The sequence below is a fragment of the Alteromonas sp. AWJ4_197 genome (assembly GCF_056160285.1).
Genome location: NZ_JBSWWW010000003.1, coordinates 283,824 through 299,414, shown reverse-complemented (window position 1 = coordinate 299,414; position 15,591 = coordinate 283,824). Strand labels below are relative to the sequence as shown.

The 15,591-nt window shown below is 50.9% G+C and carries 14 protein-coding genes; 9 read left to right on the top strand and 5 right to left on the bottom strand.

The genetic code is table 11. From position 1 onward, the window contains the following. Positions 1-5: 5 nt before the first annotated feature. Positions 6-1,388, bottom strand: a complete 1,383-nt coding sequence (locus tag ACXAGC_RS07905; protein WP_474843901.1) for a class II fumarate hydratase — start codon at positions 1,386-1,388, stop codon at positions 6-8. Between the two features lie 10 nt (positions 1,389-1,398). Continuing rightward, positions 1,399-1,734, bottom strand: coding sequence for a hypothetical protein (locus ACXAGC_RS07900; RefSeq protein ID WP_303573418.1), 336 nt, complete (start codon positions 1,732-1,734; stop codon positions 1,399-1,401). Between the two features lie 141 nt (positions 1,735-1,875). Here ACXAGC_RS07900 and azu point away from each other — a divergent pair, with 141 nt between their 5' ends. The 8 genes from azu to ACXAGC_RS07860 all read left to right on the top strand — a co-directional run bounded on the left by azu (position 1,876) and on the right by ACXAGC_RS07860 (position 9,362). Continuing rightward, complete coding sequence (azu, locus tag ACXAGC_RS07895; RefSeq protein WP_119499654.1) at positions 1,876-2,319, top strand: azurin; 444 nt, start codon at positions 1,876-1,878, stop codon at positions 2,317-2,319. Between the two features lie 155 nt (positions 2,320-2,474). After that, positions 2,475-3,374: a LysR family transcriptional regulator gene (locus ACXAGC_RS07890; RefSeq protein ID WP_474843899.1), complete on the top strand. Its 900-nt coding sequence runs from the start codon at positions 2,475-2,477 to the stop codon at positions 3,372-3,374. Between the two features lie 91 nt (positions 3,375-3,465). Then, positions 3,466-4,695: an amidohydrolase family protein gene (locus tag ACXAGC_RS07885; RefSeq protein ID WP_474843897.1), complete on the top strand. Its 1,230-nt coding sequence runs from the start codon at positions 3,466-3,468 to the stop codon at positions 4,693-4,695. 21 nt (positions 4,696-4,716) lie between these two features. Further along, positions 4,717-6,309 (top strand): bifunctional 3-(3-hydroxy-phenyl)propionate/3-hydroxycinnamic acid hydroxylase MhpA, encoded by a 1,593-nt coding sequence (gene mhpA, locus ACXAGC_RS07880; RefSeq protein WP_474843894.1) that lies wholly within the window; start codon positions 4,717-4,719, stop codon positions 6,307-6,309. Then, entirely contained in the window at positions 6,306-6,737 is a 432-nt protein-coding gene (locus tag ACXAGC_RS07875; protein ID WP_474843892.1) for a GlcG/HbpS family heme-binding protein, read from the top strand. The genes mhpA and ACXAGC_RS07875 overlap by 4 nt, the downstream gene beginning before the upstream one ends. Continuing rightward, entirely contained in the window at positions 6,734-7,621 is an 888-nt protein-coding gene (locus tag ACXAGC_RS07870) for a VOC family protein (RefSeq protein ID WP_474843890.1), read from the top strand. The genes ACXAGC_RS07875 and ACXAGC_RS07870 overlap by 4 nt, the downstream gene beginning before the upstream one ends. 20 nt (positions 7,622-7,641) lie before the next feature. Next, positions 7,642-8,466, top strand: coding sequence for a fumarylacetoacetate hydrolase family protein (locus ACXAGC_RS07865; protein ID WP_474843888.1), 825 nt, complete (start codon positions 7,642-7,644; stop codon positions 8,464-8,466). 29 nt (positions 8,467-8,495) lie between these two features. Further along, positions 8,496-9,362 (top strand): alpha/beta hydrolase, encoded by an 867-nt coding sequence (locus ACXAGC_RS07860; protein ID WP_474843886.1) that lies wholly within the window; start codon positions 8,496-8,498, stop codon positions 9,360-9,362. A 64-nt stretch (positions 9,363-9,426) separates the two neighbouring features. On the opposite strand, the gene ACXAGC_RS07855 is transcribed toward ACXAGC_RS07860, so the two are convergent. Next, entirely contained in the window at positions 9,427-10,041 is a 615-nt protein-coding gene (locus ACXAGC_RS07855; RefSeq protein ID WP_474843884.1) for a glutathione S-transferase family protein, read from the bottom strand. Between the two features lie 6 nt (positions 10,042-10,047). After that, the gene (locus ACXAGC_RS07850; protein WP_474843882.1) at positions 10,048-11,364 is read right to left on the bottom strand and encodes a glycoside hydrolase family 1 protein; all 1,317 of its coding nucleotides are present in this window, start codon (positions 11,362-11,364) and stop codon (positions 10,048-10,050) included. A gap of 259 nt (positions 11,365-11,623) precedes the next feature. On the opposite strand from ACXAGC_RS07850, the gene ACXAGC_RS07845 reads away from it, so the two are divergent. Further along, entirely contained in the window at positions 11,624-12,106 is a 483-nt protein-coding gene (locus ACXAGC_RS07845) for a hypothetical protein (protein WP_474843880.1), read from the top strand. Positions 12,107-12,183: 77 nt separating this feature from the next. Here the strand turns inward: ACXAGC_RS07845 and ACXAGC_RS07840 are convergent, their stop codons facing one another. Then, positions 12,184-15,522 (bottom strand): glycosyl hydrolase, encoded by a 3,339-nt coding sequence (locus ACXAGC_RS07840; protein WP_474843878.1) that lies wholly within the window; start codon positions 15,520-15,522, stop codon positions 12,184-12,186. Between the last annotated feature and the right edge of the window lie 69 nt (positions 15,523-15,591).

The following is a 15,591-nucleotide window of genomic DNA, read 5'->3' as shown; positions in this document are numbered from 1 at the left end:
GCATTTTATTCTCCGGTATTTTCTGTCAGTTTCATCGGATCCATAAGCTTCATCAGTTCCTCGCGGGGAATGTCTGTCATATCCTCAGCGACATCTACCACAGGACGCTGCTCTTTGTATGCCTTCTTGGCAATTTCTGCGGCGTTGGCGTAACCGATGACCGGGTTCAGAGCGGTCACCAGAATCGGATTGCGGTGCAGGGCTTTTTCCAGCGTTTCCTGATTTACTGTGAAACCGGCGATGGCTTTGTCAGCCAGAATGGTGGCGCTGTTTGCAATGAGTGTCAGGCTGTTCAGCAGGTTGGACGCAATCACAGGCAGCATCACATTCAGTTCGAAATTACCTGATTGGCCACCAATGGTGATTGCCGCATCGTTGCCAATGACCTGTGCTGCCGCCATTGCAACAGCTTCCGGAATAACCGGGTTAACTTTGCCCGGCATGATAGATGAGCCCGGTTGCAGAGCAGGCAACGCGATTTCACCCAGTCCGGCCAGCGGGCCTGAGTTCATCCAGCGCAGATCGTTGGCTATTTTCATCATTGTCACGGCGGTGGCCTTCAACTGGCCTGAAAGTGAAACGGCGGTGTCCTGGGAGCCAATCAGCGCGAAGAAGTTGTCGCCGGGTTGAAAGTCAATATCCGTAAGAGCAGACAATTCACGGTTAAATGCAAAAGAAAAATCGGGATGAGCATTCACACCGGTACCTACCGCAGTTCCGCCCAGAGCAAGGGTTTGCAGGGCAGGCTGCAGGTTCTGAATTGCATTGATTTGCGCGTCAATCTGCGCTTTCCAGCCACCCAGGCTCTGATCCATGCGAACCGGCATGGCATCCATCAGGTGAGTTCTGCCGGTTTTACAATAACCCTTCAGGGTTTGCGCTTTTTCACCGATGGTTTCTGACAGATGCGTCAGCGCCGGAAGCAATACGCGGTGTACCTGAATTGCTGCGCTGACGTGGATAGAGGTAGGGATCACATCGTTGCTGCTCTGACCATAATTCACGTGGTCGTTGGGGTGCACATTAACACTGCCGGCCTTATTCGCCAGAGTGGCAATCACTTCGTTGGCATTCATGTTAGAGCTGGTGCCGGAACCGGTCTGAAACACATCCACCGGGAAATGCTGCATCATCTGATCATCGTTCAGCAAAGTATCACAGGCTTTAACGATGTTGTGGCTGGTGGATGCGTTTATACAGTCTAAAGATAAGTTTGCTTTGGCGGCGGCTTTTTTAATGGTCACCAGCGCTTCAATAAAAGGGCGGGGCATTGGCTGGCCGCTCACCGGAAAATTATTTACTGCCCGTTGAGTCTGCGCGCCGTAAAGTGCTTTTGCAGGTACCTCAAGTTCACCCATACTGTCTTTTTCGATACGATATTCTGACATGTTGTGTCCTTCACAAAAAATATTGAGCCAGGATGTTCAATTCCCGCCGGAACTGACGGATTAACTGGTCTTCGTCGTCGCAGGTCACCATACGTTGTGCTGCTAACAACGGCCGGTATATCTGGTTAAGGCAGTGGTGCCGCCAGTGCGTCACCACAAAACAGTCGCATACGGTGTCGAGTAACAACCTGGCTGCGTGGATGTACAAACTCACTTTCTCATACGTGGAAAGCAATAAAGAAGATGCATGTTCAATGCGGCGCAAGTAGGTATCGACAAGCAGGGGGCTGTCCGGCTCGTCGCCTTTGCGGATATGACTCTCCAGTTCCAGTAAACCTTTTTGCATAACAAAACCGTACACATAACCAAACAAATTCATTAAATCATAAATGATAATTGTTTTCATTATCATTTTGTTGTGATGCCAGATCTATACAAAAAAGTTAATGTCTGGTAAAACGTAATTGATTAATACAATGGGAAATAAATGATGAAAAAAACGATTGTTGCGATCTCAGTTTTGTTTAGTGGCTTCGCTTTTGGCGAAGAATGTGCGACCACTATCGACAGCACTGATATGATGCAATTCAATAAATCTGAAATGACAGTACCAGCTTCTTGCGACAGCTACACAGTAACGCTGAAGCACACGGGTACATTGCCTAAAGAAGTCATGGGTCACAACTGGGTTTTATCTAAAACTGCAGATGCCCAGGCAGTTGCCGGAGACGGTGTTGCTGCTGGTCTGGCAAACAACTACGTTAAAGCAGGTGACGAGCGTGTTATCGCAATGACCGATGTAATCGGTGGTGGCGAAGAAACAGCCGTTACTTTTGATGTTAAGGCTCTGGCAGCAGGCGAAGACTACACGTTCTTCTGCTCGTTCCCCGGCCACATCGGCGTAATGAAAGGCACGCTTACTGTTAAGTAATCGTCCTGATTGTTGAGAGGAAGGCCACGGTGGCAGCACCGTGGCCTTTTTCATTACCGTTGTTTTTTTAAGCGTGATCGCCGACACTACATCTATTGCTTTTTATTGCCTGAATATAAAAAAGTATAAGTGCACTTAATGCATAGGAGTGAGTCATGCGTATCGATCCCCGCACATTGCGTCTTTTCCTGGCGGTTTGCCGGGAGGGCACCATCAGTGGTGCTGCCCGGGCGGAGCACCTTTCCCAACCATCCGTTTCCGTAGCGATTAATCAGCTGGAACGTGTTCTTGCAACCAAGCTTTTTGAACGTAACCGGCAGGGAATTCTGCTCACCCCGGCAGGGGAAGCCTTGAAGATAAAAGCGCAGGCGGTAGACAGCCTGCTGATCTCTGCGCAGGAAGAAATCAAACTGCTGGCGGAAGATATCGGCGGTCCCCTGAATATTGGCGGAACACCAGGCGCGCTGGCGTCTGTGATGGGGAAGGTGATTAACAGTTTCAGCGAGCAATATCCGAAATTTAATCTGCGAATTATTGAGTGTCACGACGCTAAAGCCCAGCGTCTGCTGAAAAGTTACGAACTGGATGTGGCCATTCTGACGTCAGGTATGACGGACTCGCCGGAAGATTTCTGTGAACTGCCGGTGATGACTGATCCGTTTTCGATTATCGTCGGGCAGGCGAATAAAGATCTTCCCGATATGATGAATCTGAAGCAACTGGCAGCAGCGCGCTGGGTATTACCAGACAAGGTTGGCGGGTTTCGCAGGCAAATTGATGCCTTGTTTATCAACAGTAATGCAGCACTGCCGGGCAATGCTATTTCCTGTGACTCGCTGCTTACTACAAAATCCATTGTGCGCTCGTCAGATTACATCACCATATTGCCTAATGAAGTGGTGAAATCTGAGCTGGAAAACGGCTCTTTACGGGCCATTAAAATTGAAGGAATTGCCTTCCAGCGCAAGGTGGGCCTGTTATGGCTGGCAGAACGAAAGTTACCGGCAATAGCACAGGCATTCATCGACCATACCGTGCAGTGCCTGGATGTATAGTTTTTACCTATATTTAACAAAAAAATAAATATTTGAACAAATAACTGAGAGTGCCAACATAAGCGTATATCCAGAAGAATAGGTGACGCTTATGCGTACAATAATTAATAACGCCAATATCTTCGACGGCAGCGGTAGTGACCTGGTTTCCGGCTCTGTTGCCATTGAAGACAAACGTATTGTTCAAATCAGTGACGCAGCCATTCCTGCTCAGGAAGACGATATTGTTATCGACGCAAAGGGCAAAACGCTCATGCCCGGTATGGTTGAAGCCCATGCTCACCTTACCTGGCCAACGTCGGTGGAAAAATTTGTACCGGGCATGTTCCTTCCCCCTGAGGAACTGGCGCTGACAGCAGCCCGTAATGCCCGTATTCTTCTCGACCATGGCTTTACCAGTGCTTATTCTGCAGGCGCTTTGAGCAAAACCCTGGAAATTTCATTAAATGAACATCTGGTGACCGGTGGATTGCCCGGTCCACGTTTAATTCCTTCCTCTGTAGAGCGCGAGCCGCCCAACGATTCTGAACTCGATCCCGGTCATGTTGAACTGCATTCCCGTGGTCCGGAAGGTGTCAAAGAGTTCGTCAAAGACTGTGCGGATATTGGTGCGAAAGCCATCAAATTTCTTATTAGCGGCGAAAGCGCACTGAAACCCGGTGCATCGCTGGAGTTGCTGTATACCGAAGAAGAATTAATGGCAGCCGGTGAGCAGGCCAAAGAAAGCAATGTGTGGCTTACCGGTCATGCTCATGCCTGCGATGCGGTGAAATTCGGGATTAAAGCCGGCTTCCGCATTCTGTATCACTGTACCTACGCCGATGATGAAGCCATTGATATGCTGGTGGCGAAGAAAGACGAAATGTTCGTTGCACCTACTATCGGTATTATTCAGGCCACGCTGGATGCAAACCCTCCGCCGCATATGGACATGACCCATATGAAGGAAGACGCTGCTATTGTGCTGTCTAAGCTTAAAGCACTGGTACCTGAGCTGAAAGCGAAAGGTGTAAGAATTCTGCCCGGCGGCGATTACGGATTCCCTTTCAACCCAAACGGCCGCAATGCCCGCGACCTGGAATTATGGGTTGAGCACTTCGGTTATACCCCTGCCGAAACCCTGCACGCAGCCACACAATTAGGTGGTCAGCTGATGGGGATGGGTGACGAGCTTGGTCTGGTAAAAGAAGGTTACCTGGCTGACTTACTGCTGATTGACGGCGACCCCACTAAAGACGTCACCATTATGCAGAACAAGCAAAATATCGCGATGATTATGCAAGAAGGCCGTTTGTACAAAACGCCAGCCCGCGACAGCTAGCCCGCCATAAGGAAATTTACAATGTATGATGTAGCAATTATTGGCTGCGGGCCGGTAGGGGCTCTTGCGGCCAATTTTCTGGGAAAACGGGGGCTTAATGTCGTCGTTCTGGAGAAAGAAGCGAACCCGTATCCGTTACCCCGCGCCGTTCACCTCGACCATGAGATGGTGCGTTTATTCCAGTCTGTCGGCTTACACGACACCATTCTAAAAGATATGCGCGACACCGACGGTCATCTGCATATCGGCGCTGATCACGGTGTCATCCGGTATATGGGCACAGTGGGCAAGCCCCGTCCTTACGGCTGGTCGAATGATTACTTCTTTTATCAGCCTGAGCTGGAAGATCACTTGCGAAATGCGCTGTCCCGTTTCAGCAACATATCGCTGCGCCTGGGCACGGAATGTATTTCGATCAGTCAGCAGACTGATACCGCCGGTAAACGCAGCGTAACGCTGGAAACCCGCACCGGCGATAAAGCGGAAACTGTTCAGGCCCGCTGGGTCATTGCCTGTGACGGTGCCCGCAGCGTGGTCAGGAAATCGCTGGGTATAAAGCTGGACGATTTGCAGTTTGAAGAGCCCTGGCTGGTGGTGGATGCTGAAGTGGAAGGGGAGATCCAGTTCCCGCCGCTGACCGGTTTACCTGACGATGCCAATATTCAGCAGTTGTCTGTGATGATGTGTGATCCCGAACGTCCGGCGACTGTTGTGCCCGGCAGGGGTAACCACCGCCGCTGGGAATTAATGTTGCTGCCCGGTGAAGATGATCAGGAAATGATGCAGCCGGAAAAAGTCGCAGAGTTACTTGCGCCTTATCTTAACGGCGTTCCGCATAACATTGTGCGGGCTGCGACCTACCGTTTCCACGGCCTCGTGGCGGAACAATGGAAATGCGGCAATGTCTTTTTAGCCGGTGATGCAGCCCATCAGACTCCGCCGTTTTTTGGGCAAGGCATGTGCCATGGTTTCCGTGATGTCGCCAACCTGGCGTGGAAACTGGACCTGGTATCTAAAGGCCTGGCAAATGAATCCCTGCTTAAAACATATCAGCTTGAGCGTGACCCTCATGTGCGGGCTGTTATCTCTGCCGCAGTCGGTGCAGGTCGTTATATCTGCATGCTGGACCGGGAAAAGGCCGCGCAGCGAGATATCGACATACGGGAAAAGGTGAAAAAAGGTGAGTTGCCTACAACGGCCGCCGATCTTATCCCGCCAGTTACAGACGGCATTATTGCAGCAGAGACTTCGCAGGCCGGCCGCCGCTTCATTCAGCCCCGTTTGAATATTAACGGCTCGGAACAGTTATTTGATGATTTAACCCATGGCGACTGGCGACTACTGGTTTCGGGACTGGAAGTGGCGGGCAAAGCGTTAACTCAGGTTAAGAGTATCCTGCCGGACCTGAACATCGAAGTGGTCGATTTAAGCCAGTGGCGCGACCCGCAACTGACCGCCTGGTTTGAAGAAGCCGGTGTGGGAGCGGTACTGCTGCGCCCTGACTACTACGTTTACGGTACAGCCAGTGAATGCTGTGCCTCTCTTTTACAGCAGCTGAAACACCAGCTTGATGGTGCCTGCGCTGCCACTCCACAACAGGAATCCATAGCATGACATTAACATTAGCCCTCGCTGATAAGATCATTGATGGCACCCTGCGTTATGCCAGAGAAAATAACGTGAACCCGCTGGCAGTTGTTGTACTTGATGCCGGTGCGCATCCGGTCGCCTTCAAGCGGGAAGATAAGGCCAGTTTATACCGTTTCGATATCGCTATGGCGAAAGCAAAAGGTGCTCTTGGCATGGGCTTCAATACCCGTGGCATTGCAGAGAGAGCGAAGAATAATCCGGTATTTTTTGCCAGTGTCACCGCTATCAGCGGGGTTGAGCTGGCGTTATCACCGGGCGGTAATCTGATTAAAGACAGTCCGGGCAATATCCTTGGTGCTGTGGGAATAAGCGGTGACACCGGTGAAGTCGATGAGCACTGCGCCCTTGCCGGCATAGATGCCGTTGCCGGAGAACTGGAGAATAAAGCATGAAACTACGCAGTATAGAAATGGTGCTGCCGGAAGCAGATAAAGCCGCAGATTTCCTGGTGAATGTGTGGGGCACCAAACTTGCAGCCGTGCAAAACAACACACATTACATTCGCGGATCCGGCACATTCCCCTATCTGGTTGCGCTGGAAGAAGGCGACAGCAAGTATGTACGCAGCGTCACATTTGTGTGTGAAAGCGATGAACTGACTTCCCTGAAAGAACGTGTCGCTCAGTCCGGTTTCCCTTGCCGGCCTGAAGCGTGCACTGACCTGGGTGGTGGTGAAGGCATTGTTGTTGAATTGCCTGAAGGTGAATTATTACGTTTTCTTGTGAATGCAGAAGAAGTTGATGCGCTGGACGATGACGATTTGCCGGTAAAACTGACGCATGTGGTTTTCAATGCCACTGATGCAGAACGCACAGCTGATATTGTGGAAGAGGTGCTTAACTTCCGCGTGTCAGACCGCACAAAAGGTATGGTATTCGTGCGCTGTAACGACTCCCACCACAGCACGGCTTTTGCACGCGCAGGATTCAGCTCTCTGAATCACATTGCATTTGAGATGCAGGATATGGACGCGGTGATGCGCGGTGTCGGCCGGTTGCGCGACGATAAACGTACGCCTGCCTGGGGCCCGGGCCGTCACGGACCGGGTGACAACGTGTTTGCCTATTACATCGCACCTTTCGGTGCGGTTGTAGAGTTTTCTACCGCCGTTGAGAAAGTGCCGGAAGATTACAAAGTGGGTGCGCCGGAAGACTGGACCTGGCCGGAAAACCGCATCGATCAATGGGGCATGTCTGACAAAGATTTCGCCGGGCTGAAAGTGGCCGAAGAAACATTCCGCTTTCACCGTACATGGCAACCCTCGCAGCTGAATTAACCGACTCAGGAATTTATTTTATGAAATACGTAAGCTTTACTACCGCCAGTGGCCAACAGGGCTTTGGCCGTCTTGACGGTGATGTGATCACCGATTTATCTGCACAGGCGGCTGATCTAAAAACGGCCATTACGGAAGGCACCCTGTCATCGCTGAACAGCGAAACGACGCTCAGCCTGGCTGATGTCACATTAGGTCCGGTTGTGCCGAATCCTGATAAAGTGTTCTGTGTGGGTCATAACTACGAGACTCACAGACAGGAAACAGGCCGCGCTGCCACTGATCATCCGTCAATTTTCGTGCGCTTTGCAGATTCCCTGTCTGGTCACAATCAGCCCATCGTGATGCCAAAGGTGTCAACGCAGCTGGATTTCGAAGGTGAACTGGCTGTGATCATCGGCAAAGGTGGCCGTTATATTTCTGAGCAGGATGCCATGTCTCATGTTGCCGGCTATGCCTGTTTCAATGATGCGTCTGTACGTGACTGGCAGTGGCACACCCGCCAGTTTACACCGGGCAAAAATTTCCCGACTACCGGTCCCTTCGGTCCTTATATGGTAACGCCGGACGAAGCCGGTGACCTTTCTGAGGTCCAGGTTACTACGCGCCTGAACGACGACATCGTGCAACAACAGCCCATCGGCGATATGATCTTCCCAATCGCAACGGTGATTGCATATATCTCCAGTTTCACGCCGCTTAAACCCGGTGACGTGATTGCCAGCGGCACACCGGGCGGTGTTGGCGCGAAACGCAATCCGCCACTGTGGATGAAGCCGGGCGACACGGTGTCGGTGGAAATTGGTCCTATGGGCAAGCTGGTGAATACCATCACCGCTGAATAGTTGTTAAGCATCAGGCAGGAAAATAAACCATGGAAAACACCGCGGTAAGTGAACAAATCCGCCGTCTGGGTCGTGAACTCGGCCCGCCCGTGATGGAAGGTCTGTTGGCCATTCTGGGTGACGAGCAACGTCAGCTGGTGGCAAAGCAGCCCGCCAGTGCCGTTGATGTGGCATATGGCGACCATGAGCGCCATGTGCTGGATATTTATGGCGCAGGCAGCCAAAACGGTGTGTCAAAGCCGGTGTTTGTTTTTGTTCACGGTGGCGGTTTTCTGAAAGGCGATAAGGGCGATAGCGAGCGCTGGTATAACGCCTGCGTGGGTCGTATGGCAGCAGAACAGGGCTGGCTGGGTATCGTCATCAACTATCGCCTTGCCCCTGATTTTACCTGGCCTGCCGGTGGTGAAGATGTTACCCGCGTGGTTAGCTGGCTTAAGTCCAATGTGGCTCAGTATGGCGGTGATGCTGATAACATTATCCTGTGCGGTACCTCCGCCGGCGCGTGTCATGTGGCGACGTATCTGCAACTGAATCCGGGTAAATCAGACATCACCGGTGCGGTGCTATTATCCGGTTTGTACGGCATTACTCCGCTGGATGATCGTGACACGCTGTACTATGGTGATGCAGCCGGATATGACTCCCGCAAGCCTTTGCCTGCACTCATTTCAACGACTGTGCCCTTATTCATTGCCTGTACAGAGCTCGACCCCGAACGCTTCCAGAAGGAATGTATCGGATTATTACAGGAGCGGTTGCAGGCAAATCATATTCTCGACAGAAGCATGCTCCTGTCCGGACATAATCATTATTCAGTGGCCGGCCATCTGGGTACGTCTGATACCCGTTTACGGGATGAAATCAGTTCGTTTGTCTCCTCAGTGACAGGTTACTGATATCTTAAAAACGAAAACGGGACGCTTATCAGGCGTCCCGTTTTTATTTGCGCTATACGTTAAGCTAAAGCGCCTTTTCCTTCAGCAGTGCCCGTTTAATTACCGGACTTGCCAGCATTTGCTGATAGTGCTGAATAACGTATTCAAACTCTGAAAAATCAAAGCCTGCACGTTTCAGCCGGTTTACCGTCCAGAACAGATAAGCGTCTGCAGCACTCCAGTCGTCACCATACCAGTAAGGCGTGGCTTTCAAACGCTTCTCTGCGGTTTGATACGCTGATTTTAACTGCGATGCTGCTACATCTTTCACTGCATCAACGTCAGTGGTTACGCCCAGTAAGTCCGGCTTGCAATAACGGGTGATCAGCGGGTGAACGAAGCTGGCAAACCAGGCCAGATCGCTCACTGCTTCCACGTTGTTGATGTCAGCGGGCAGTATCCCTGCATCCGGATAGTGTGCGTGCAGAAACAGCAATATGGCCGGGGTTTCTGTAATCACGCCCGTGTCAGAGAGCAGAGCCGGTACTTTTCCCTTAGGATTTACAGCTAAATACTCCGCCGTTTTATGGTCGCCTTTAGCAAGATGCACCGCGCGCAGGGCATAATTTGCCTGCGCTTTTTCCAGCATAACAATGGATATTTGAGAGCAGGCGCCTGGCGAGGCGCATAGAGTCAGCATGCCGGACTACACACGGTTCTGCTTGAGAATTTTGGAATAAGCCAGCGCGCTGGGCTTTGGTTTCCGCTCAAAGGTTTTTCTGTCCACAGTGTGCAGGCCGAACTTCGGTTCGTAGCCAGAAACCCACTCGAAGTTATCCAGCAGCGTCCAGTGAATGTAACCTTTTACCGGCACGCCCTTATCAATCACACTCTGCAGATGTTTAAGTGAGTTAGAGATAAAGCGTTCACGCTGACTGTCATCTTCTGTGCCGATCCCATGTTCAGTAACAATGATTGGCTTGCCCGTTTCCGCGTATGTGTAGGCAACACAGTTGGCCAGAGAAGTTGCGTCTATCCAACTGCCTGAATAGTTCTTCTCAGCATCGTCGGGGGTAGGGACATGACCGTTCTTGTCCCACACTACTCTCTCGTAGTTTTGTACGCCGATGAAGTCAGTCTCTTCAACTTTCAGCCAGTCGCCGTAATTATATTTACGCATCTCGTTACGCACAGAATCCGGTCCTGTAGACTGATCATCCAGCATCGCGAGGGTAAAACCCACGTCGAGGTTACTTCGTTCTGCTTTAATGGCCTGACGCGCGGCTTTGTGTCCTTCAATAAGAATAGGGTTCATTACATCTAAATCTTGTAAGCGCGCAGCATTCAGGCCGGTAAAATGCTCTGATTGCGTGGCTTTGCTTGCCGCTGCCAGCATTTTTTCCTGCATATCCCACACGAAAGGCGGCACGCCGAGCACTTTTAGCAGGCGAAGTAAGTTAGGTTCGTTAAAAGTAACCGCGTAGCCAATACCATCAGCCAGCTGTGTGGCAACTTTACTGCAATAGTTGGCGAACAGGGCTGGCGCTTCCGGGTTGGTCCAGCCGCCACGGGCTGCAAACCATACCGGGCTGGCAAAGTGATTAAAGCTCACCAGAGGTACCATGTTGCGCTTGTGGCAGCCGTCGATAATGCGTTTGTAATGGTCAATCATTGCCTGGCTGAACAGGCCTGACTCCGGCTCAATGCGTGCCCACTCAATGGAAAAACGGTAAGCGCCGAATCCCAGATTGCTGCACAAATCCAAATCGGTTTCCCACAACTCAAAACTGTTACAGGCATCACCGGACTGCTCCTTAAAAAGCGTGGGTTTTACGTTCTCCAGTAACCAGATATCTGAATTAACGTTGTTACCTTCAACCTGATGACCTGCACTTGCTGCACCCCAAAGAAAATCGTCGGGAAACTGACCGCCAGCCGGTAAAGATGAAGAGGCGGCTTTGGCAAAAAGCGGGGCGCTCATTGTGGCAGAGGCCATGGCAAGGAATTGTCTGCGGTTGATCATGTTACGTCCTGATGTCAAAAATTAATTTCTCAACTGTAAAAATAACGTGAATCAATCTTCAGGAATAATAATCATTTTTGACGGTTGTATAGTCTGAGTTAATGGTTAAACCTGACACAACCCGCAAGCAGGGCGAACGGTTCGGGGATTTTTTATCTATAGTTTTTATCAATACATGGCATCAAATAAATAATTTGTTCGTATTGAAGAAATTACGTAAGTTACATTTTGTTAAAAACTTGAAAAGGATAATAACAAAATGAGTGATATGACCCTGAACCGCTACAAAAGCGTTGAAACCGTGGTAGGAGCGGTCATCAACGGCTTATTCAGTTTGTTTTTTGTTTTCCTGATCTTCGGCGGGCTGGACGTGGTGCCTATGCAGGGCGACAGCGGTCTGTTTATTGACAGCATTCCTCAGGGGCTGGCAATCGGCTTTATGGGCGCTTTCTTTCCCTCGTTTCTTACCCGCAAGCGCATCCGCAACGGCCAATTGCACATCAACGGACAATCTGGCCACACATCCTGGTTACCGTCCCATCCGGTGCTTCGGGCACTGGTGTTTGCTGTTTTTGGTGCGGCACTGTCATTAGGCTTCTTTGCGTTACTCACTTTTGCAGTAAATATAGACACCCTTTCGTTCAGTACAGCCGCTGTAGTAAAAACAATTTGGGGGATTTGTCTGGGTGGTGTTGTCGCTGCCATTACCATCCGTCTCGCGCTTAACGATTACGCACATTAAGTTCAAAAACGTCTTTGCACCCATGTGTCAGTGGTGTTGCCCCGGTGAAGGCCGGGGCTTTTTAAGTTCAAAAACATTTACCACTTCAGCGACACATCGCCCAACAGGCCAGAAGGTCGAAGCGGTGCATCCGGCACGTAGGCGGGCAGGGTGGTGAAGGTGTACTTTTGCTTCACATCCGGCTGGGCGTCACCGATTAAGCGGTTCACCCACAGGTTCGTGATATTCAGCGTTACCGTATTCTCACCGGCTGTCAGGTAGTCCGATACATCTACTTCAAAGGGCGGCTTCCACAGCGTATTCACCACCTGTCCGTTCACTACCACTTCCACCACATCGCGCACATCTTCAATATGCAGCTGTACAGGTTTGCCCCGCATAGCCTTATCGATGTTGAAAGATTGGGTGTAGCTGGCGGTGCCGGAGAAGTAACGGATACCGGTGTCGTCAGACTCAGCCCAGTTCCCGGCAGACAAAGTGGCTTTGGCTGGCGCGCCCCGGTCTTTCTGGAAGGTCACCTGCCATTCGTCTTTCAGCGTTTTTGTATTACTGAATGATGAGGCCACTTTATCCACGTTCGCCGGCGAATCACCGAACACCACATATCCAGACTCGTAAGGCGCCAGGGTCTTTTCAATCACGGTGCGCCCGTCTTTTACTGTGCTGTTTAATGCAGTAATGGCACCGGTAACGGCGTTGTAGTGATACGGTCTTCTGTCAGACACGTTGAAGGACAGTGTTACCGGCTCGTCACGGTTTTTACGGTTGGTGTAGTAGTAAATCTCTTCGCTGTCTGTTTGACGGTGAACGAAGAAGAAGGTGGTATCGTCATGCTTGCCTGCGTAGCGGAAGTCCGGTGTGACACCGGCTTCTTTAATACCGCTCTCTACGTCGTCGGCATTGAGCACACGGCCTTTACCGGTTTTGCCGCTCCACAGTTTATTAGCAAGATCGGTAAATCGGGCGGCATCATCTGCCAGCGACGGGCTGGCCAGTGGTTTTTTGCCGATAACGGTGGCACCATTCGCTTCCAGTTCAGCAATGCGTTCAAGAACCGGCAGCGTCATGTATTGCGAGGTGCCGCCAAGATACAACACGGCATAGCGCTGGCCGGAATCTGTGCACAGCTCTGCCCCGCAGTTCTGCAGTAAATCCGATATGACATCATTGTTCACATAGTCATAAGCATTCTCCAGTGGCACATCTTCAGATGGCTTATCCAGATACAGGGATGTTGGAGGAGCATCTTCACCATAAAAATAGGCCACATCTGCTTTGAAATGACCTTGCTGTAACATGTAGGCATTGCGGCTGATATAAGTTACCCAGGGTTTAGCATAATCAGCCCAGGTCTCCAGGCGGTTAAAGTACTGACCAAACACAAATAAACTCAGACCCGGGCCTTCATCTTTGGGTTGGTGAACCGATGTGTGAATAATGGGGCGGTTTACACCCAGCGCAAATTCCATGTCGATCATGGGCTGTAAATCCCGGGGTGAGAACGCCCAGGGAGAAGAGGCCGATGTCAGTGACTCAGCGGCGACCAGGTTTTGCCCGTACACGTGCGCTACAGAGGCGGCTTCCCGGATGTCCGCCCAGTATTGTGGTTGAGGACCAACCTGGTCATCAGTATCAAAAGACCACATAGCCGCCATCGGAACGTCCGCGTTCCGGCGAATACGCATGCCGTCACCCAGTGTCGGACGGCCGTTCTCAAGTGCTTCAGAATAATGGATAAGGCCAGCTTCTTTTACCCGCTTGCTGATCACCGCATAGTGATTATCTGCCAGCATTTCGCCTAAGGTTAAGCGGTAGTCGTAGAGAAATTTATCGGTTTGTTCAGCGCTGCCAATAACCACACCAACCAGTGCCGGTAACCAGGGGGTTAAGTCGTAACCGCGGCGTTGTTTGAATTCTTCAAACATTTTTGGTGTCCAGTTCGATGCACCGACTTCAATACTGTCATTCAGCAGCGCTTTTACGCCTTCTCCCAATGCATATTGACCGCTGGCATCTTTGTACATGTCGAGGTAGTGATCAATATAGGCACTCACCGCGCTGGCATCGTATTTGTCGACTTCAAGGCCGGTGGCGGCTTCTGTGGCAGGGTGATTTTCTTTACCTGTCAGGCTGTAACCAATACGGATAATTTTCCACAAGCCTTTTTCCGGGTGCCAGTTAAGTGAACCGTCTGCATTCAGCTTGTTTGTAATGTCAATCACAGCGTCCGCAGGCACACCTTCACCAGCGTGTTGATAAGACAGCGTGTGATAATCCGGGGCAATACCAAAGCCGGCTTTGTCTTCAAAACGATGCACTCTGGCTTGCGGATAAAAGGCTACTTCCAGCAAATCTACCGGCTCTGATTTTGCCTCTCCGGTAGGTAAATTAAAGCCCGGAGGTGGTGCAGCGCCGGGCGCAGATGACGATGGCAGGGAAAATTTGCCGTTCGGATTACGCGACATCACGATACGCATGAATCGCGCTTTAACTTCCGGAAAACTGATCGTGGTTTGCGCGGTTGTTCCTACAGGAATGGTTGCCACAGGGGCAAACGTTACGCCGTCTTCACTGGCTTGCAGCGTGGGTAAAAAGGGCGCCGGGATAAACATGCCCGGTGGTGGCATGGCAAACGACAGGCTTTGAACGCTTTTTAGCTCACCGAAATCAAAGGTGATTTCAACGTCTTTGTCCGGATGAGACTGTGTTTTGGTCGCGCTGCTGTATGAACCGTCAGACAATATACCGAGGTCGAGCTCGTCGTCATTGTTGGTTGTTACGGAAACAGGCTGAATGCGCTGTTCATGAACAGGGAAGGCGATAACGGCAATATCTTTGTAGTAAACCGGTGTCTCTTTTTCGGCATGTGTAGGATTAGCAAAAATTTCCTCTGCGCCATAGAAATCCTGGAACGCACCCGTATTTTGAGGCGGTTGCGGCACCCGAACGGCTTTTTTCTGTCTGGCGTCAATGGTAATTTCGCTCCACGCCAACTTTTTCATACCGTCTGCAGGCTTTACCCAGGGACCACCGGTTTCACTCCAGCCCGGCGAGGCGGCAATGCCGAATTCAAAATTGTGCTTATTCGCTTCGCCCAGCGCGTATTCAAAAGTGTCTTTCCAAGCCGGTGTCATATATTCCAGTGCAGTATCGACAATTTTAGGCGTCATGAGCTGGGCATCAAAGTTCTGCACACCGCCAATGCCAACCCTATCCATCCAGGCGAGATCTTGTTCAATTCCTTCATGGGTAACGTTACCGTTCATCCAGTGCCACCACACTAAAGGTTTAGCGGATTGGGGCGGGGTGATGAAGTCGTCTTCGAGTGTGGTTGCAGTACTGTTAAATGAAAGCAGAGAAAGGCCCAGCGCCACTTTGGATAATGTGAACAGAAACGGGCTTACGGGTTTGGTCATAAACTAGCCCCTTAAAAATGATAACGAGGGCTGGCACTTTCGTGGCAGCCCTCCGCGTAGGAAGATAAA

Coding starts and splice junctions, on each gene's coding strand:
- ACXAGC_RS07875 (WP_474843892.1), top strand. CDS start 6,306: ATGACATTAACATTAGCCCTCGCTGATAAGATCATTGATGGCACCCTG.
- azu (WP_119499654.1), top strand. CDS start 1,876: ATGATGAAAAAAACGATTGTTGCGATCTCAGTTTTGTTTAGTGGCTTC.
- ACXAGC_RS07870 (WP_474843890.1), top strand. CDS start 6,734: ATGAAACTACGCAGTATAGAAATGGTGCTGCCGGAAGCAGATAAAGCC.
- ACXAGC_RS07890 (WP_474843899.1), top strand. CDS start 2,475: ATGCGTATCGATCCCCGCACATTGCGTCTTTTCCTGGCGGTTTGCCGG.
- ACXAGC_RS07905 (WP_474843901.1), bottom strand. CDS start 1,388: ATGTCAGAATATCGTATCGAAAAAGACAGTATGGGTGAACTTGAGGTA.
- mhpA (WP_474843894.1), top strand. CDS start 4,717: ATGTATGATGTAGCAATTATTGGCTGCGGGCCGGTAGGGGCTCTTGCG.
- ACXAGC_RS07855 (WP_474843884.1), bottom strand. CDS start 10,041: ATGCTGACTCTATGCGCCTCGCCAGGCGCCTGCTCTCAAATATCCATT.
- ACXAGC_RS07885 (WP_474843897.1), top strand. CDS start 3,466: ATGCGTACAATAATTAATAACGCCAATATCTTCGACGGCAGCGGTAGT.
- ACXAGC_RS07850 (WP_474843882.1), bottom strand. CDS start 11,364: ATGATCAACCGCAGACAATTCCTTGCCATGGCCTCTGCCACAATGAGC.
- ACXAGC_RS07860 (WP_474843886.1), top strand. CDS start 8,496: ATGGAAAACACCGCGGTAAGTGAACAAATCCGCCGTCTGGGTCGTGAA.
- ACXAGC_RS07900 (WP_303573418.1), bottom strand. CDS start 1,734: ATGCAAAAAGGTTTACTGGAACTGGAGAGTCATATCCGCAAAGGCGAC.
- ACXAGC_RS07845 (WP_474843880.1), top strand. CDS start 11,624: ATGAGTGATATGACCCTGAACCGCTACAAAAGCGTTGAAACCGTGGTA.
- ACXAGC_RS07865 (WP_474843888.1), top strand. CDS start 7,642: ATGAAATACGTAAGCTTTACTACCGCCAGTGGCCAACAGGGCTTTGGC.
- ACXAGC_RS07840 (WP_474843878.1), bottom strand. CDS start 15,522: ATGACCAAACCCGTAAGCCCGTTTCTGTTCACATTATCCAAAGTGGCG.